Source organism: uncultured Henriciella sp., assembly GCF_964005855.1.
Classification (GTDB): domain Bacteria; phylum Pseudomonadota; class Alphaproteobacteria; order Caulobacterales; family Hyphomonadaceae; genus Henriciella.
Window position 1 is genome coordinate 40,463 of record NZ_CAXFSW010000009.1, and the last position, 16,724, is coordinate 57,186.

General features: G+C 61.9%; 10 protein-coding genes. 4 read left to right on the top strand and 6 right to left on the bottom strand.

Annotated features, from left to right (window positions below):
* Positions 1 to 29: 29 nt before the first annotated feature.
* Positions 30 to 1,229 (bottom strand): acyl-CoA dehydrogenase family protein, encoded by a 1,200-nt coding sequence (locus tag ABNU55_RS10885; protein ID WP_290748828.1) that lies wholly within the window; start codon positions 1,227 to 1,229, stop codon positions 30 to 32.
* Between the two features lie 115 nt (positions 1,230 to 1,344).
* Between ABNU55_RS10885 and ABNU55_RS10890 the strand changes: the two genes are divergently transcribed.
* Positions 1,345 to 2,091: a LuxR C-terminal-related transcriptional regulator gene (locus ABNU55_RS10890; protein WP_290748830.1), complete on the top strand. Its 747-nt coding sequence runs from the start codon at positions 1,345 to 1,347 to the stop codon at positions 2,089 to 2,091.
* A 10-nt stretch (positions 2,092 to 2,101) separates the two neighbouring features.
* Here ABNU55_RS10890 and ABNU55_RS10895 read toward each other — a convergent pair whose 3' ends face one another.
* Together ABNU55_RS10895 and ABNU55_RS10900 are read right to left on the bottom strand one after the other, a co-directional pair.
* Positions 2,102 to 3,793, bottom strand: coding sequence for a class I adenylate-forming enzyme family protein (locus ABNU55_RS10895; protein WP_290748833.1), 1,692 nt, complete (start codon positions 3,791 to 3,793; stop codon positions 2,102 to 2,104).
* Positions 3,794 to 3,865: 72 nt separating this feature from the next.
* Complete coding sequence (locus ABNU55_RS10900) at positions 3,866 to 5,299, bottom strand: efflux transporter outer membrane subunit (RefSeq protein WP_290748836.1); 1,434 nt, start codon at positions 5,297 to 5,299, stop codon at positions 3,866 to 3,868.
* Between the two features lie 99 nt (positions 5,300 to 5,398).
* Here ABNU55_RS10900 and ABNU55_RS10905 point away from each other — a divergent pair, with 99 nt between their 5' ends.
* Together ABNU55_RS10905 and ABNU55_RS10910 are read left to right on the top strand one after the other, a co-directional pair.
* Positions 5,399 to 6,601, top strand: coding sequence for an efflux RND transporter periplasmic adaptor subunit (locus ABNU55_RS10905; protein WP_348764358.1), 1,203 nt, complete (start codon positions 5,399 to 5,401; stop codon positions 6,599 to 6,601).
* A 5-nt stretch (positions 6,602 to 6,606) separates the two neighbouring features.
* A complete protein-coding gene (locus tag ABNU55_RS10910; RefSeq protein ID WP_290748855.1) occupies positions 6,607 to 9,768 on the top strand; it encodes an efflux RND transporter permease subunit in 3,162 nt (1,053 codons plus the stop codon).
* Positions 9,769 to 9,789: 21 nt separating this feature from the next.
* On the opposite strand, the gene ABNU55_RS10915 is transcribed toward ABNU55_RS10910, so the two are convergent.
* The gene (locus tag ABNU55_RS10915) at positions 9,790 to 10,284 is read right to left on the bottom strand and encodes a hypothetical protein (RefSeq protein ID WP_290748841.1); all 495 of its coding nucleotides are present in this window, start codon (positions 10,282 to 10,284) and stop codon (positions 9,790 to 9,792) included.
* Between the two features lie 222 nt (positions 10,285 to 10,506).
* Here ABNU55_RS10915 and ABNU55_RS10920 point away from each other — a divergent pair, with 222 nt between their 5' ends.
* Complete coding sequence (locus ABNU55_RS10920; RefSeq protein ID WP_290748843.1) at positions 10,507 to 11,724, top strand: alpha/beta fold hydrolase; 1,218 nt, start codon at positions 10,507 to 10,509, stop codon at positions 11,722 to 11,724.
* Positions 11,725 to 11,742: 18 nt separating this feature from the next.
* Here the strand turns inward: ABNU55_RS10920 and ABNU55_RS10925 are convergent, their stop codons facing one another.
* Together ABNU55_RS10925 and ABNU55_RS10930 are read right to left on the bottom strand one after the other, a co-directional pair.
* Positions 11,743 to 13,737 (bottom strand): tetratricopeptide repeat-containing sulfotransferase family protein, encoded by a 1,995-nt coding sequence (locus ABNU55_RS10925; RefSeq protein ID WP_290748845.1) that lies wholly within the window; start codon positions 13,735 to 13,737, stop codon positions 11,743 to 11,745.
* Between the two features lie 74 nt (positions 13,738 to 13,811).
* Entirely contained in the window at positions 13,812 to 16,388 is a 2,577-nt protein-coding gene (locus tag ABNU55_RS10930; RefSeq protein WP_290748846.1) for a TonB-dependent receptor, read from the bottom strand.
* Positions 16,389 to 16,724 lie beyond the last annotated feature (336 nt).

The window sequence follows — 16,724 nt, forward strand, 5'->3', positions numbered from 1 at the left end:
AATGACAGGTACCTATGCGTCTGCCCCGGTCACAGCCCCAGAAGCAGCTTGGCCATTACGTTTCGCTGAACTTCATTGGAGCCGCCATAGATAGATCCGGCCCGATTATTCAGATAGCGTGGCATTGCCGTCACACTGTGACGCGGCCCGATCATCTCCATGTTCGCGCCAGGCTGGCGGGCGGTGATCTGCTCCACATTCCCATAGGGGCCTGCCGCTTCTACGGCCAACTCGTCTATCCTCTGCATTGTCTCGGTGCGTGCGGTCTTCAGCATGGAGGAAGCGGCCCCCGGATTCTGTCCACCGGCAAGCGCGGCTGCGACGCGCTGCTCCGTGATCTTCACCGCCTCCAGGGCGATACAGGCATCGGCATAGCGCCGGGCAAAACCACTATCACGGGCAACAGTCGCCCCATTATCGCTTTCGGCGACGGCAATAGCGGCCACGCGCTCCAGCGCAACTTCGAGCCCAGCCGATGAGCCGCCGCCCCGCTCGAACTCAAGCAGGTATTTCGCGACGGTCCAGCCATCGTCTTCCTCGCCAAGACGCCCGGATTTCGGCACGCGTACCTCATCAAAGAAGACCTGGTTGACCTCATGTTCGCCCGCCAGCGTGATGATCGGGTCCACCTTGATGCCCGGCAAGGTCATATCCAGCAGCAGGAAAGTGATGCCCCGCTGGGGTTTGCCATCGCTATTTGTGCGCACCAGGCAGAACATGCGGTTGGCATGATGGGCGTGCGTGGTCCAGATCTTTGACCCGTTGAGAACGTAGTCCTCGCCATCGCTCACGGCCTGAAGCTTGAGGCTGGCAAGGTCGGAGCCGGCGCCCGGCTCCGAATAGCCCTGACACCAGTAATCCTCACCCGCCAGGATGCGCGGGAGGTAATAATCCTTCTGCGCCTGCGTCCCGAACCCCATGATGCAGGGGCCGACCATCTGCAGTCCCATGGGCGAAAGCGACGGGGCGCCGGCCCGCGCGCATTCGGATGCAAAGATATATTTCTGCATCTCGTCCCAGCCCGGGCCGCCATACTGCTCTGGCCAGTGCGGCGCGACCCATCCCTTTTCGTAAAGGATGCGCTGCCAGGGCAGTGAGAATTCAGGCTCAACGAAAACGCTGGTTGTCAGACGTCCGGCTTCGGCGAGGTCTGCGGGCAGGTTTTCCTGAAGAAACGCCCGCACCTCCTCGCGAAATTCCTCGTGGCGCTGTTCCAATGCGAGCTTCATGCCTTTACCCCCCTTTTATCTACACAGCAGCTATTGCGGTGCCTTCGCGTGAAGGTGCCAGATCGTGGCGACAGTAGACAAGCTGCCAGTAATAATAGGTGAGGAGGCGCTTTGCATGCCGGGACACGGTGTATCTTTGTCCATCGAAGACCGGCTGGATATCCTGGCCCGTCAGGTCGCGGAGAAGGGCGAGGAAATCGGCCTGCCATACATCGCCGTCAGCGCCGACATCAGCAGCACGGACCCGATGCGGGATCGCGAGGGGGAACCTTTTGCCGAGACGGTCTTCAAATGGCTCGATCCCTCACTGGAATACTGGAAGGATCGCATGTTTGCCCTGCGCTCCACGCTCGTTCATGCCACCCGCACCTGCGCAGAGCCCTTCTATTATGCCGAAGGCGAGGTCGGAAGCTGGCGCCCCAATGCGGCCGTGGCGGCCTCAAACGATCCTGAGGAGTATCTGAAGGCGCACATCCAGGCGGCCATCGTCGCCCCTGCCTACCTGCCGGGCGGCGCAATCGGCGCGGTGGCCTGGGCCTCCGACCAGCCGCAGGAGACGCGCGCCATATTCGAGCGCCATGCCGAATCCTTGCATGCGCTGGCCCTGAAATTCATCGCGACCTATCACGACGCGCGCTCACTGGGGCCGCAGGGGCCAGCCGTCTATCTCACCCGCCGCGAGATCCAGTGTCTGAAATGGGCATCGGCCGGCAAGACCGATGCGGAGATCGCCACGATCATGCACATTTCAGTGCCAACGGTACGCTTTCACATTACCAATAGCGCGACAAAGCTCGGCGTGGCTGGCAAGGCGCGGGCCATCCAGCGCGCCTCCACGCTCGGCTATATCGGCCACGACTAGGCGCGAACGCTCACAACCCGGCGGCAAGCTTGTCGCGCAGCTCGCGTTTCAGGAACTTTCCGCTGGCATTGCGGGGCAGGGCATCTTCAAGGATCCAGACATAACGCGGCACCTTGTGCTTCGCCATGATCGCTGCGCAATGCTCGCGGATCGCCTCTTCCGTCAGCGTATGGCCGGGCTTTGCGACAACCGCCGCGCCGACCTCTTCGCCAAGGCGCTCATCGGGAATGCCGAACACCGAACACTCGGCGACACTGTCATGGCGATAGAGGGCCGCTTCGACTTCGGCGCAATAGATGTTTTCGCCGCCGCGCAGAACCATGTCCTTCTTGCGGTCGACGATATAGATGAAGCCGTCTTCATCCATGCGGGCGATGTCGCCTGTATGCAGCCAGCCGCCATCGGTAATCGTCTCGGCGGTCGCTTCGGGCCGGTTGATATAGCCCTTGATGACCGAAGCGCCCCGCACCCAAAGCTCTCCGCGCTCGCCTAACGGCACTTCATTGCCATCCGGATCCACGCATTTGGCTTCATAGCTCGGCATGGCGGGGCCAGCGCTGTCTGGCCTGTCGACATAGAAGTCGGCGCTGAGCGAGGTGATGATGCCGCAAGTTTCGGTCATGCCATAGCCGGTGGTCGGCCGGGCGGTTGCCACTTTCTCCTCGATCTTCAGAACCAGATCCGGTGGAACCTGCGCGCCGCCCCCGCCAAGCGCCAGAAGGCTGGACGTGTCGGTCTTCTCGAAGTCGGGATGATTGATCAGCTCACGTGCCATGACCGGCACGCCGCTCATCGTCATGATACGGTGTTTCTCGATCAGGCGGAGTGCCTCGCCGGCCTCCCACTTGTACATCAGCACCATCGCGCCGCCTGCCGCGGTGACGGCATATGCGGCGCAATTGTTCGCCGTCACATGGAAGAGCGGCGTATTGATCAGCGTAACAGGCACCGGGGGCGGATCAGGTGGCACCTCGCCCGTCGCATACATCACCGCCAGCGCCGTCGAGGCGCGGGCATAGAGCATGTTCATCAAATTCGACACACAGCCGCGATGGGTCAGCTGCGCGCCCTTGGGAAAGCCGGTCGTGCCTGATGTGTAGAAAATGCACGCATCACTGTCCGGGTCGACGGACACGTCAGGCAGGTCGCCGCCCGCCGCAATCACCTCGCTCCACGGCGTCACATCGTCTGGATAGTCCTCAAGCCGGACCCCGACGAGTTTGGCCCCATTCAGCATTTCCGGCTTCTGGCGCACGCGCTCAAGGCGTTCGGAATCAAGGAACAGGACAGCCGGCTCGGAATCCTTCAGCGCGTAGTCCATTTCCTCGGCGGTCCACCAGGCATTCATGCCCACCACCGTGATGCCGACCGAGCAGCAGGCCCAGTAGATGATCATCCATTCGGGATAGTTGCGCATGGAGATCGCAATCCGGTCGCCTGTTTTCACGCCCTGCGCGAAAAGCCAGTTCGCAACCGCGCTGGTCAGCTCATGGGTCTCTTCATAGGTGAGCTTCTCATCATGGTAGATGAGGTAATCGCGATCAGCGAACTCACGGGTCGCCAGCCAGACATCACGCACAGTGGGCGGCGCATTCTTCCAGGTCCGGATCCTGTTGCCGAGCACCTCCTGCTTGACGATTTCAAACTCGCCGCCAGGGCCCGTCAGCTCATTATATGCCCTGGAAAGTTCCGCGTAATGCATTGTTCCACCCTGTCTTTTCTTTGGGCGGTACTCTTACACCGACTTCCGGTTCAGAAAACAGTGGACGCCGCGTCAGCCGCCGAACGCATTATAGACGCCGACCCGCCTGCGGAGCGCTTCGTAGCGCGACTGGATTTCGCCATCCTGGGCCGAGAGCGTCTGGCGCTGGGCATCGATCAGGCTCAGCAGGCTTTCAGCGCCTTCGCGATAGCGGATCTCGATCAGCTCCAGCGACCGGTCAGCCGCCTCCAGGGCTGCCGCGCGAAAGGCTGTTTCCTCAACGGCGTAATTATAGGAGAGCAGCGCCGCGTCCGCCTCGGTCAGCGCGGAGATCACCGTGCTTTCAAAGTTGGCGCGCGCAGCCTCCACATCCGCCTCCGCCTGGTCGATCTCGGCGCGTGTGAGAGGCAGGTTGAAAATCCCCCAGCTAAGGCGCGGGCCGAAATTATAGCCAAGCGAGTCCATGTTGAAGATGTCATCCGGGTCATTGGAGGTGAATGACCCCTGTCCGGTCAGGGTCAGGGTCGGATAAAGGTCAGCGGTCTCGACACCCACGGCATAGGTCGCTGCGGCCAGCTGGCGCTCGGCAGCGCGAATGTCCGGGCGCCGCCGCAGCAGCTCTTTGGGAGAGCCAACCTCGACCGGCCCGAACGCCCGGACCGGTTCAAGTGCGTCCGAGGCGAAAGGCTCGAGCGAGGGGTAGGCGGCATAGAAGGCCGGCATCGTATGGCCGGTCAGCTGGGCAAGACCGGAGGCCGCTTCGCTACGCGCCGATTTCAGCGCGCTGATGGCGGCCTTGGTCGTCTGCACAAGGTTTTTCTGCCGCTCCACATCGATATCGGCCACTTCCCCGGCTTCGCGAAGTTTGCGGGTCAGGTCCAGAACCTCTTCCTGGCGCGCGACATTGGCCTGATTGACGGCGATACGGGCGTCGAGCTCGCGAACGGTCAGATAGGTACGGGCCGTTTCGCCCAGTATGGCACGCTTGGTATCGGCCTCTACCGCTTCGCGCCCGCCAAGGGCGGCCTGCGCCTGGGACAGGCTGTTGGCCGTGCGCCCGAAGAGGTCTGCCTCCCAGCTTGCTTCAGCGCCCACCGAATATTGCGTCTGCGCCTCGAACTCGAAGGGCACATCCGCTCCCAGGCTGGCACTCGACTGTTTCTGGCGCCTTACGGATGCATTGAGCGCGCCCATCGGGAAACCGGCCGCGCGGGCAGCCTGAACCGTTGCCTGGGCGTTCTTCACATTTGCGGCGGCTTCCTCAATGCTTGGATTGCGCGCCTTCGCATCCTCGATCAGTTGAGTGAGGAGCGGATCGTTGAAGGCCTGCCACCAGTCCGATTGCGGCAATTGTCCCGGCGCGATCACATCCAGGTCGGCGGCCAGCCAGCGGTCCTGATAGATGTCCGTCTCCGGTGCCTCATAGTCCGGGCCAGCGGTCATGCAGCCGGTGAGGAATAGCCCGGCAGCTAAGGCTGTGAACGCACACTGAAAACAAAATTTCATAATCACTGACCTGTCCGGCTCGCTTCCCGACTTGATTGTCTCATGTTGATCGATAACCAGAGGGAACAAGACATTTCTGTCTAGCAGATCGGTTGCGCTATGTCCGACGAGAATTCAACCCAACACCGCGACTCCGATGGGGGGAGCCGCCCCAGCTGGTTATGGTTGATCCTCGGCGTCGTGGTTCTGGGGATCGGCCTCCTGATCATGACGCTGGCAGGCGCCGGCGGTGGGCCGCAAGAGGACGCCGAACAGCAGGAAGACAGCATTCCCTATGTCGAGACGGTTCAGCCAGAGCCTGCCGGCTCCAGTTTCGATGTCCGTGCGCCCGGCCGCTTACAGCCACGTGAACGCCTTGAGCTTGTCGGCGAGGTCTCCGGCAAGGTGACCAATGTCAGTCCGGGCCTCCAGCCTGGCGGGCGCATCGGCCGGGGGGAGACGATCCTCCAGATCGACGACGGTGACCTGCTGGCCGACCTGGAGCGTGCGCGGGCGCAGCTCGCAACGGCAGAAGCCCGCCTCAGCCAGGCTGAGGCCGAGCGTGACCGTCAGATCAATCTCGCTGACATCGGCGCCTCGCCCGAAAAGGCGGCCGAACAGGCGATTGCCGCCTTTGAGGATGCGCAGGCTGGCGTGCGTCAGGCACAGTCCCAGGTCACAATCGCCCGCCGTAATCTTGAGAAGTCCTCCATCACCGCGCCCTTCGATGCGATTGTGACCTCTGAATCGGTCGCGCCCGGCACCTTTGTCTCGCCCGGCCAGCCGCTGGCCCAGCTGATCAGCGCCGGGGAGGGCGAAATTCAGGCCAGTCTGCCGGCTGAGGATGTGAACGCCGTCCGCAACGCCATCCGCGCGCGGGAGGATGGGCGCCTGCCGGTGCGGGCCATCCCCAATTCAAGCTCGCTCGGCGACATGGAGCTGGACGGCTATCTCTCCGAATTCTCCCCTGAAATCGATCCGCAGTCTCGCACAGCAACGATCATCTCGGTCTTTCCGGATGCCTTTCTGGCAGAGAACCAGGGCAATGTTTTTGCCGGGGATTATATGGACTTGCTGATAGAGGGCCGGTCCGAGACGCCGATGTGGCGCGTGCCGGAAGGGGCTGTGCGCCAGGACGGCTATGTCTGGGTCGTCGGTCCCGATGAGCAGATCCACCAGGTCGATGTCGATCCGGTGGATCGCAGTGAGGAAGGGGCGCTCATCCGCGCGGCAGACCTGTCTTCCAGCGACAGGCTGCTGCTGACCGTCCTGGCCGAGGAAATCGACGGCATGCGCGTTCATGTGCAGGAGCCTTCGCCTTGAACCGGATGATCGAAGGGGTCCTGGCCAACCGCGTGGCGGCCAACCTGCTGATGGTGTTCCTCGTCGTCTCTGGGATCGCCTCGCTATCGGCGCTCAATGTCCGCGTCTTCCCGCCGATCGAGACCTACAAGATTTCCATCACCGTGCCTTACCCCGGCGCCACGCCCGAGGATGTCGAAACCTCTATCGTCCGCCCTATCGAGGAGCGGCTTGAGGGCCTGGAAGGCGTCGAGAAGATTACCAGCCTCGCGGCTTCCGGCGTCGGGAATGTCATTGTCGACATTCCCGAAAGCGAGACCATGTCGGAAATGCTGGATGAGGTGAAGAACGAGATCGGCCGGATCACTGTCTTCCCCCAGGCCGCAGAAGCCCCGCAGATCTCGGAAGTCGAAGCCGATGAGCTGGTCGCGCAGATTGCCATCTATGGCGATGTCGACCGGCGCGTTCTCAAACAGGCGGCCGAAAGGGTCCGGCGCGAACTCGCGGCCAAGGAAGGCCTCTCCCTCGTCGAAATCGGCGGCGTGCCGGACTATCTCATCGATATCGCCATCCCCGAAGAGGAGCTGCGTGCCCGCGATCTCAGCCTGTCGCAGGTCGCGCAGATCATCTCCCAGCAGAGCCTCGACCTTTCGGCCGGCGAGATCGAGAATGACCGCCAGCTCCTGCGTGTCCGCGCCGTTGGGGAACGCCGTTCAGGCGCGGAGTTTGAGAACATCGTCATCGGGGCAGGGCGCAATGGGTCGCCGATCTTCCTGGGTGACATTGCAGAGATCAGCGATGGTCTGTCGGAGGCTCCTGTCGAGGCAAACTTCGAAGGCAAGCCCGCCGTCAACGTCTCGGTCTTCCGGGTGGGGCGTGAAAAGACGCTCGATAATGCGGAAATCGTGCGCGAATATCTCGATACCGAAATCCAGAACGCCCTGCCGGGCTCTGTGCAATACACGCTCTGGCGCGATGAGGCCGTGAACCTTCGCTCGCGCATCGACCTGCTTGTGCGAAATGCCATCCTCGGCCTTGTTCTTGTTACGCTTCTTCTGCTTCTCTTCCTGGATATCAGGATCGCCTTCTGGGTGGCGCTCGGGGTCGGGGTCAGCTTTATCGGCGCCTTCTTCCCGATGCTCATCTTCGGCATCACACTGAACCAGCTTTCGCTCTTCGGCTTCATTCTTGCCATCGGTATCATCGTGGATGACGCCATCGTCGTCGGTGAGAATATCCATGCCAACTGGCGAAAGGGCGCAGAGCCGATGGAGGCTGCGCGTCTCGGCGTGATCCGTGTGGCCCGGCCCGTTCTCTTCTCCGTGTCCACGACCATGACGGCCTTCGTGCCGATCCTTCTTGTGCCCGGCCTCTTCGGTCAGTTCCTCGGTCAGGTCTCGGCGGTCGTGATCATCCTTCTCTTCCTGTCGCTGGTTGAGAGTATGTTCGTCCTGCCGCGCCACCTCTCTCATCTCAGCGACAGTAAACCTGGCCGGTTCTCGCCGCGCCGCCTTGCCGACCCCGTCCGCGACAGGGTGGCCGCCAGCCTGCGCCGCTTTTCCGGCGGGCCGCTGAAGCGCGCCATGGAATTCGTCGTGGTCCGGCCAATCATGGTCCTTCTCTGCGCGTTTGGGATCCTGTTCGCGGCGCAGGCCCTGACCGCCAGCGGCTATGTGAAGTTCATCTTCTTCCCGGCGGTGGAAGGCGATTATGTCACCGCCGAACTGGAGCTCGCTGAAGGCACGTCAGAAGAACAGACCCGCCGCTTCGCCCGTGACCTTGAGGCCGCCGCCGGCCGGGCGATCGGCGATGTAACCGACGCAGAGGATGGTCTTGCCGGTGTCCTCTGGCAGCTTGCCGAACCCCTGGGCGGCAATGAAGCCAACGCCACAGGCAGCACCACCAGCGCGGCTTCGGCCAACCGGGCCTATGTCGTGGCGCAGCTCAAGCAATCGAGCGCGCGGGACTTTGAGGCCAAGGACTTCCAGCGCGCCTGGCGCGAGGAGGTCGGCCGGATACCCGGGGCCGAAAAGCTCACCTTCACCTCCGACCTTGTCAGCCCCGGCGCCCCCATCCAGCTCCAGATCTCCGCGCGCACCGACGAGCTTACCCGCGAAGCCGTGCTGAAGCTGCGCCAGGAGCTTGAGAGCCAGCCAGGTGTCTATGATGTGCGCGATGACCGCTTCCGCACCACAGAAGAAGTGCGCATCCAGCTCAAACCGCTGGCCCGCAATTACGGCCTCACCCAGAACGACCTTGCCCGCGAAGTCCGTGCCGCCTTCTTCGGCGCCGAGGCGGTCCGTATCCAGCGCGACCGCGAGGAAATTCCCGTCCGCGTGCGCCTGCCCGAAAGCGAGCGGGCCTCGCTCGAGACGCTCAAACGCCTGCGGGTCAAGGTGGGAGAGGGCTTCGTGCCCATGCATAATCTCGCAGACCTCTCCATCGCCCCGGCGCCAGCGTCGATCAACCGGGTGAACGGTCGGCGCATCTATTCCCTGAACGCCTTCGTGGATGAGGATGTCACCACCGCCGACCTCGTCTCGAACCATATGTTCGAGGAGGCCCTGCCGCGCCTGCAGCAGGAGTATGAGGGCCTAACCATGCAGGTCTCCGGCGATCAGGAAGAACAGGCCGAGGCGACCCCCGTCCTCGCCCGTAACTTCATGCTCGCCATGATCGTGATCTACAGCCTGCTGGCGCTCAATTTCCGCTCCTACAGCCAGCCGCTCGTCATCATGGGCGCCATCCCGTTCGGCTATGTCGGCGCGCTGATCGGCCATGGCCTCATGGGCGCGGACCTCACGCTTCTGTCCTTCTTCGGGATCATCGGCCTCTCAGGCGTCATCATCAACACCTCACTGATGGTGACCGACTTCCTGAATGAGCGCCTGGAAAACGGGCAGGACCCGACCGAGGCCGTGATCGATTCCATGCTGGACCGCTTCCGCGCCATCCTCCTGACCACGCTCACCACCTTCCTCGGTGTGACGCCGATCATCATGGAGACGAGCCTTCAGGCGCAATTCCTCATCCCGACCGCCATCTCTCTCGGCTTCGGCATCCTCTTCGGTACGATCATGCTGATCTTCATCCTGCCGGCGCTGCTGATGATCCATCTGAAGATCTTCGGCACGACCGCCACGAAGGCGCAGGAGAGCGAAAGCGGGGCCCAGCCAGCATCCGGCTGAGCCGCCGCGCGCCCCGGTCGTCTAATTGCTGGCGAACCCGTCGCCCACGCCAAAGTCGCGGCGGGCTGAGACGATGCTGACGATCACGCCGACCATGACATCCATCAGCGCCATCACGGTCAGCAGGAAGAAGGTCGCCGTCGCGAAATTGGCAAACAGGATAAACAGGATGATGCACGCCAGCAGAACGCCCATGGACGCCATATGATTGATCATGGCGCTGGAGCGCGAACTGGTCGACTTGATGATCTCCACCGACAGCAGGATCAGCGAGAGCAGGAGCAGGGAGTCTCCCACACTCATCCGCCAGCTGACGCCTGAGACCATCGGCACCGAAAACAGCGTCGAATTCAGGCTCCCCGCAATGGCGGGCGTCTCGTCCATATGGCTGCCGCCGGCCAGAACCGCGATCACCACATAGATGATGAAAGGAATGAAAAGGAGCGGCGTAATCGTTTCGATCCGGCGGAAGAGACCCATTGGCTTGCGCCCTCTGGAAGCTGACTGATCGCTCATCGACATGTCCTTTTTCTGTGGCGCGCGGAGACAGCGCGGCCTTTGTTTACCTTACCCAAACTATGAAAGCAGGTCGATTCCCGCTGCAGGAGAGTGAGAGACCAGCCGGGCATTCTTCCACGCGCAAAGTCCTGCCCGCGATCAGTTCGCCCCTTCGCAAGGCTTCAAAGCGTATTAAGTGCAACACTTGAACCGGTGAACGAACAGGGCGGGTACCCAGGCATGGCGGAACGCGAATTCAAGGGGTTTGGGGGGCTCACCCTGCGCGCTGATGTGCGCGGCTCACCGGACGACCCGTCTGTCCTTCTGGTCCATGGCGGCGGTCAGACGCGTTCTGTCTGGAGCGAGATTGCCGATGCCCTGGTCAAGGCCGGACGCTATGTCATCAATCTTGATCTGCGCGGTCATGGCCGCAGCGACCGCTCCGAAGATTCCCGTTATGAATTCGCCGCTTGCGTGGAGGATCTGAGAGCGGTTCTCGCCCAGCTCGCCTCGCGCCCCGTTGTCATCGGTGCAGGTCTTGGCGGCTGGGTCGCTGTCGCCGCGGTGGGTGAGGACGGGGCCCATCTCGCCGCCGGCCTTGTCCTCGCGGACGCCCCGCCCGAGATCGACATAGAGACCGCGCGCGCCCTTGCCGGGACGCTGAAGGCTGCGCAGCAAAAGCCGGAGGATTTCGACCCCGCTTTCCCTGCGGCCATTGACCTTGAAACCGCCAGCGACCGCATTTCGGCCGCCGCCACAGAGCTGAAAGTCCCCGTCCTTTTCGTGCGCGGCGCCCTTAGCGGCCTTGGCGACCGCGATGCAGCCAGCCGGTTCGTCAAGAAGGTGGCCTCGGCAGAGTTTGCAGAGATTGAGGATGCCGGTCATCTCGCCGTCTTCGACCGGGCCGATGCCTTCAGCGCCGTGCTTCTCGACTTCCTTGAACGCCGCGTGCCCCGCTTCCTGCCAGACTATAAGCAGGGCTCTGACGCGCGTACCCTGCGCGATGCGCTGGGATGTTTCGCCACCGGTGTCACCGTGGTCACGACCATGAGACCGGATGGTCAGCCCGTCGGCCTCACGGCAAATTCCTTCACCTCTGTCTCGCTGGACCCGCCGCTTCTGCTCGTCTGCATCGCCAAAAGTTCAAGCAGCCTCAAGGCGCTGGAAAGCGCCGGCCGCTTCGCCGTCAACGTCCTTCATATCGGCCAGCAGCCTGTCTCCAATCTCTTCGCCAAGCCCGGTGAGGACCGTTTCGCAGAAACGCCCTGGCAGGAAGGCCAGCATGGCTCGCCGCTTATTTCCGGCGCTCTCGCCAATTTCGAATGCGTGCGTTTCGACATGCATGATGGCGGCGACCATGTCATTCTGGTCGGCAAGGTGGAGCGCGCGAAATATGAGCCGCGCCGCGACCCGCTGCTCTATTACAAGGGCAAGTATCGCCGCCTTCACTTTGCCTGACCGGGCAGGGCAGGCCGCCTAGCGATAATCCGTGAGCGCCGGACCGAGCGCGTCTTTCAATGGCCCGAGATGGGGCTCGAAATTGCGCCACTGATCGACGCCTGACCGGCTGATCGGCTGACGCACCTGTTCAGAGCTCGCCGTGCGCACGGCCCGTTCGGTCTTGTGAAAGTCGACACAGGCCTGTTCGAACGGCAGGCCGCAATAGTCCAGGATCCGCCGCACCTGGCCTTCCAGATCCTCGATCACATCCTCATGCTGGACGCGCAATACCTTGCCGGGCAGCACCTCGTCCCAGTGCGCCATCAGGTCGATATAGCCGCGATAATACTGGCCGATATCGTCCAGGCTGTAGCTGAACTCCTGTCCCTCGGCGAAAAGCTGCTTGTAGCCGGAAAAACAGCACGCCATCGGCTCGCGCCGCGCATCGATGATCTTCGCATTGGGCAGGATCAGGCTGATGAGGCCGATATGCCGGAAATTGTTGGGCATCTTGTCGGTGAAAAAGGGCGCGCCCTGCCGGTGGATGGCGGTGTTGGTGATATAGTCCTCGCCCAGCGCTTTCAGCTCGTCATCCGGCAGGTCGTGCAGGATGCGCGGATAGCGTTCGCGGTCGCTCACCTGTTTGCGCCCGCGCAGGCGGTGCGCCAGCGACAGGATATTGGGCAGCTCCAGCGTCCCGTCGACCTGGCTGTGCGAGGCGAGGATCTGCTCGATCAGTGTTGAACCGGCGCGTGGCAGGCCGACGATGAAGATCGGGGCAGGGTCCTCACATCCGGTATTGCTGCGCGCCTCAAACAGTTCGGCCGTGCAGTGGCGTTTCTGGCTCTCGAACTCTTCATGCATGTGTTCGGTCGTGTAGCGCACCTGCATCTTCTTCAGACGGTTGCCTTCGCTGTAATGGGCGAAGGCTTCATCAAACTCGCTCCGGTCTTCCAGCGCCTTGCCCAGCGCGAATGAGATGTGGACGCGGCCCATATGCGACAGGTTCGGATTGCGCGCGGCCTGTTTCATGGCCTCGATCTGCGCATCGGTGAACCGGTAGGTCTTGAGGTTAGCGAGCGCATACCAGGCATCGCCATGCAGGGGCTCCACCTCCACGGCCCGGCTATAGGAGGAGATCGCATCCTGCGTGCGGCCCGCCGTCTTCAGGGCATGGCCGCGAGAGGTGAGGGTCGGCAGATCGTCGGGCAACGCCGCCAGGACCTCATCGAAAACTTTCAGGGCTTCGTCATATTGGCCGGCTTGCATGCTCTCGATGGCATAGAGGGATTTGAACATCGGATTGTCCGGCCCGCGGGCGAGCAGCGCCTTCGCCTGCTCCAGCGCCGCTTCGTATTTCTGGCGTTTGCGCAGCACCTGGATATGGTCGATCCGCAGCTGCAGATTGTCCGGCTCCAGTTCGATGGCGGTCTCCAGCAGGAAATCGGCATCCTCATGCACGCCAAGCCGCGTGCCGATATCGGCCAGCAGCCGCATGCCTTCGGTATGGCGCGGATTCTTCTGCATGAAGGCGCGGGCGATCCGCTCGGCATGCAGCACGCGGCCCTCATGGATATGATTGGTGACGGCCAGAAGCTCGCGCGGCAATTGCTGCAGCCGCTGGGCCTGCGCCGCCGCCTCCTGCGCCTCAATCGTACGGCCAAGCTGGGTGTTGAGGTCGCTGAGCGCGTTCCAGCTAGCGACCAGGGCCGGGTTCCAGCGCACGGCCAGCATATAGGCCGCAATCGCCTCCTCGGGCCGGGCGAGCTTGCGATAGAGATGGCCTTCCTCCTGAAAGGCGCGTCCATAGTCCGGGGCGGCCCGCTTCAGCCGGTCCAGCAGGGCGAAGGCCTTGTCCGTCCTGTCCAGATAGCGCGCCGTGGCCGCAGCCATATAGAGCGCGTCGGTATTGTCGGGCGCGGTCTCAAGGACAGCGTCTGCCAGGTGTTCTGCCTCATCGAAGCGGCCTGCCTTCATGGCGGCCTTGATGGCGTCAAGCTGGGTCTCGATAGCTGGGGCGTCTGTCGTCATGGGAAGGCTCATAAAAATGCAGCGCCCCGATTAAACGGGGCGCTGCGTCTGGGTTCAAGTCTTCGGCTGTGAGCCTAGTAGTCGTAGCTCACACGCAGGCCGATCGTGCGCGGACGGATCGGCTGCACACGCTTGCGGTCGAAGATGAAGCTGCCGCTGAGTTCGGCATACTCATTGGTGAGGTTCGTGCCGAACAGTTCAGCCGTCCATTTATCAGCCGACACACCCAGCGTTGCGCCAAGCGTCGCATAGCTGTCGAGCTCCATCTTGTTGATCTCGATCACATCTGTGAACGAACTTCCGGAGAAGACCACCTGCGGCATGACGTGGGCACGCAGGAGCTGACCACCGATCTGCTGATCGAGATCCCACTCATAGCGTACACGCAGATTGCCCTGATAGTCAGGTGCGAAAGCAAGGTCGGAGCCTTCGACCACATCGTCGGTCGGCACCAGAACCTCGGTGATCTCCGTGTCGAGGAAGGAGAACGCACCGGCAATGGTCAGGCCGTCAATGCTGTTCGGGGCCCACTGGAAGTCGCCTTCGACGCCCTTGAGCTCTGCATTCGCGGCATTGTCCGAATAGAACAGGTTCACAATCGACGGATCGAAGATCGTCGTCTGCAGGCCATCGACCTCGACGAAGAAAGCCGAGCCGTTGAAGCGCAGCGAATTATTGAAGAGCTCGGTTTTCCAGCCGATCTCATAGTTCTGCACATCATCGGTATCGACTTCGTACGGAACTGTGTAGTCGCCCGGCCCTTGCGTGCCGCCCGGACGGTTCAGCAGGCCTGCGCGGAAGCCTTCCGAATAGGTGGCATAGAAGAGAAGGTTATCGGTCGGCGTCCATTCACCCGTGGCCTTGTAGATCACGCCGTCGGTTGCCGCCTTTTGCGGGGCCGCCGCCGGGCCGTTCGGGCCGTAGAGGAAGGAGATGTTCGTGCCGAACTGCTGGGAGTCGGTGTCCGAACCGATATTGCCGAAGGAGGAGTTCGCACTGCCTTCCAGGTCGACCTCGATATCATACCAGCGTGCGCCAACCGTAAGGGCGAACTGATCGGTAATGTCGAAAGTGGTCTCACCGAAGAGGCCGAGTTTCTCATCGGTCCGCAGCACGTCATTCCGGAAGCCGACGCCGGTCGGGAAGGGGCCAGCCTCGCTATAGTAGCCGGGATAGGCCGAATTGATCTGGCCGGTGACGTCCGTGTAGGTCAGCGGATAGTTCGGCGCAAAACCGGTCTGTCCATTGAAGCCTTCAACGACAGCGGTGCCCGGATAGATATAGTCGTTGCGCTCGGCCAGTTCGAGATCGCTATAGAACGCGCCAACCGTGGCCCGCACGCGGTACTCGTCCGGCGTGTTGAAGCGCAGCTCATGGGTCTGGACTTCGGTTTCGGTGTGCGAATTGACCGACAGGTTCGGAGCGTAGCAGGTGCCTTCAGGACCGCCCGCGCCCGGATAGGAGACCGAGGCGTCGCAGATATAATAGGGCAGGTACTGGCCGACGAACAGATAGTCCGAATAGTCGATGGTCTGGTCTGTGGTCCGCTCGGTATAGGCGCCGGTATAGACAGCTTCCAGCATGCCGAGACGGCCTTCCAGCGTCCAGGCGGTGTTGTGGAACTTGTCTTCCAGGCTTTCCGGCGTGAAACGCACCGTGTCATAGTCGTCCAGGTCCGGGTCAGCGGAGAACACGCCATCGGCGTCGATCTTCTGCTGCGAGTGCTGGATCAGCAGCTCCCAGTTCTGGTTGAACTCGTAGAGGCCGCTGAGGCGGAAGCCCTGATAATTGGTGTCGTTGATGTCGTTTTCGGCGATCGTGCCATTGTTGGCGGCGATGAAGTTGACGTTCGACAGGTCGTCGTCGGCCTGGAAGCCTGCGCGGCGCGGCTGGACCACGGTACCGTTCGAGCGGACCGTGCCGGCCGGGCGGAAGCGGGCCGATTCCTCGACCGTCAGCGTGCCGCCGACATTGTCGATATAGCCACCCTGGCTGTCATTATAGACAACGCCGCGCAGCGCGAACTTGTCGGTGACCGGAATGTTGATCATCGCTTCGACGCTGTTGCTCATCTCACCGCCCTCGGTGAACGAGGTTTCCGCATCGAAGCCTGCATCGAAACCGGCCAGCGACGGCTTGTTGGTGATGAGACGCACCGTACCCGCCTGCGAGCTGGCGCCGAACAGCGTGCCCTGCGGGCCGGAGAGGACCTCAACCCGCTCAAGGTCGGCGGCATAGACATCGAGGTTACGGCCCGGCTGTGCCAGCGGCTGTTCGTCGAGATAGAAGGCGACGTTGGGCGCCAGACCGGCCACACCAGCAACCGTCAGGTTCGGCGTGGTGGAGGCGAGGCCACGGATATAGATCGTGTTCTGGCCGGGGCCGGAGCCGCCTGCCGTCACGCCCGGAAGCTGCACCAGATAATCGTTGAAATTCTTGACGCCGAGCTGTTGCAGCTCGGTTTCACCAATGGCGCTCACAGTCACAGGAATGTCCTGCGCGCTTTCGGAACGTTTGGTTGCTGTCACCGTTACAGTGGACAGACGGCGATTATTCTTGGCGGTCGTTTCCTGTGTCTGCGCCATAACCGGGCTGGCAGACACAATGGCGCCAATGGCGAGCAAGGACGCGCCACCGAATAGCTTCTTCATATTATTCCCCATCAGATTAAGCGTCTGGATTCAACGCTGTGATTTTTGCAATCGGCTCCCCGCGCGGCAGACCCTCACTTCGGACCCCTCCGCGCCAGAGCGCTGACCGGACATAGTGTCATAGTTCTTCAAAGAAAATAAATTCGCCAACATTTTGTCATGTTCTGACCACATGACAAAAGCCAATAACAAAAAAATCTTTATTTTTCAGCGTGTCATATCGTGGTTGCAGGTTTGCAACATGTCTGCGAATCTAAAGGTGGGTTGAAACATTCCCCTGAATATTATGATCAGAGGCAGCCGATTCATTCGGTCGGCAAAGAATCAGCGGTATTC

Coding starts and splice junctions, on each gene's coding strand:
- ABNU55_RS10885 (WP_290748828.1), bottom strand. CDS start 1,229: ATGAAGCTCGCATTGGAACAGCGCCACGAGGAATTTCGCGAGGAGGTG.
- ABNU55_RS10890 (WP_290748830.1), top strand. CDS start 1,345: ATGCCGGGACACGGTGTATCTTTGTCCATCGAAGACCGGCTGGATATC.
- ABNU55_RS10895 (WP_290748833.1), bottom strand. CDS start 3,793: ATGCATTACGCGGAACTTTCCAGGGCATATAATGAGCTGACGGGCCCT.
- ABNU55_RS10900 (WP_290748836.1), bottom strand. CDS start 5,299: ATGAAATTTTGTTTTCAGTGTGCGTTCACAGCCTTAGCTGCCGGGCTA.
- ABNU55_RS10905 (WP_348764358.1), top strand. CDS start 5,399: ATGTCCGACGAGAATTCAACCCAACACCGCGACTCCGATGGGGGGAGC.
- ABNU55_RS10910 (WP_290748855.1), top strand. CDS start 6,607: ATGATCGAAGGGGTCCTGGCCAACCGCGTGGCGGCCAACCTGCTGATG.
- ABNU55_RS10915 (WP_290748841.1), bottom strand. CDS start 10,284: ATGAGCGATCAGTCAGCTTCCAGAGGGCGCAAGCCAATGGGTCTCTTC.
- ABNU55_RS10920 (WP_290748843.1), top strand. CDS start 10,507: ATGGCGGAACGCGAATTCAAGGGGTTTGGGGGGCTCACCCTGCGCGCT.
- ABNU55_RS10925 (WP_290748845.1), bottom strand. CDS start 13,737: ATGACGACAGACGCCCCAGCTATCGAGACCCAGCTTGACGCCATCAAG.
- ABNU55_RS10930 (WP_290748846.1), bottom strand. CDS start 16,388: ATGAAGAAGCTATTCGGTGGCGCGTCCTTGCTCGCCATTGGCGCCATT.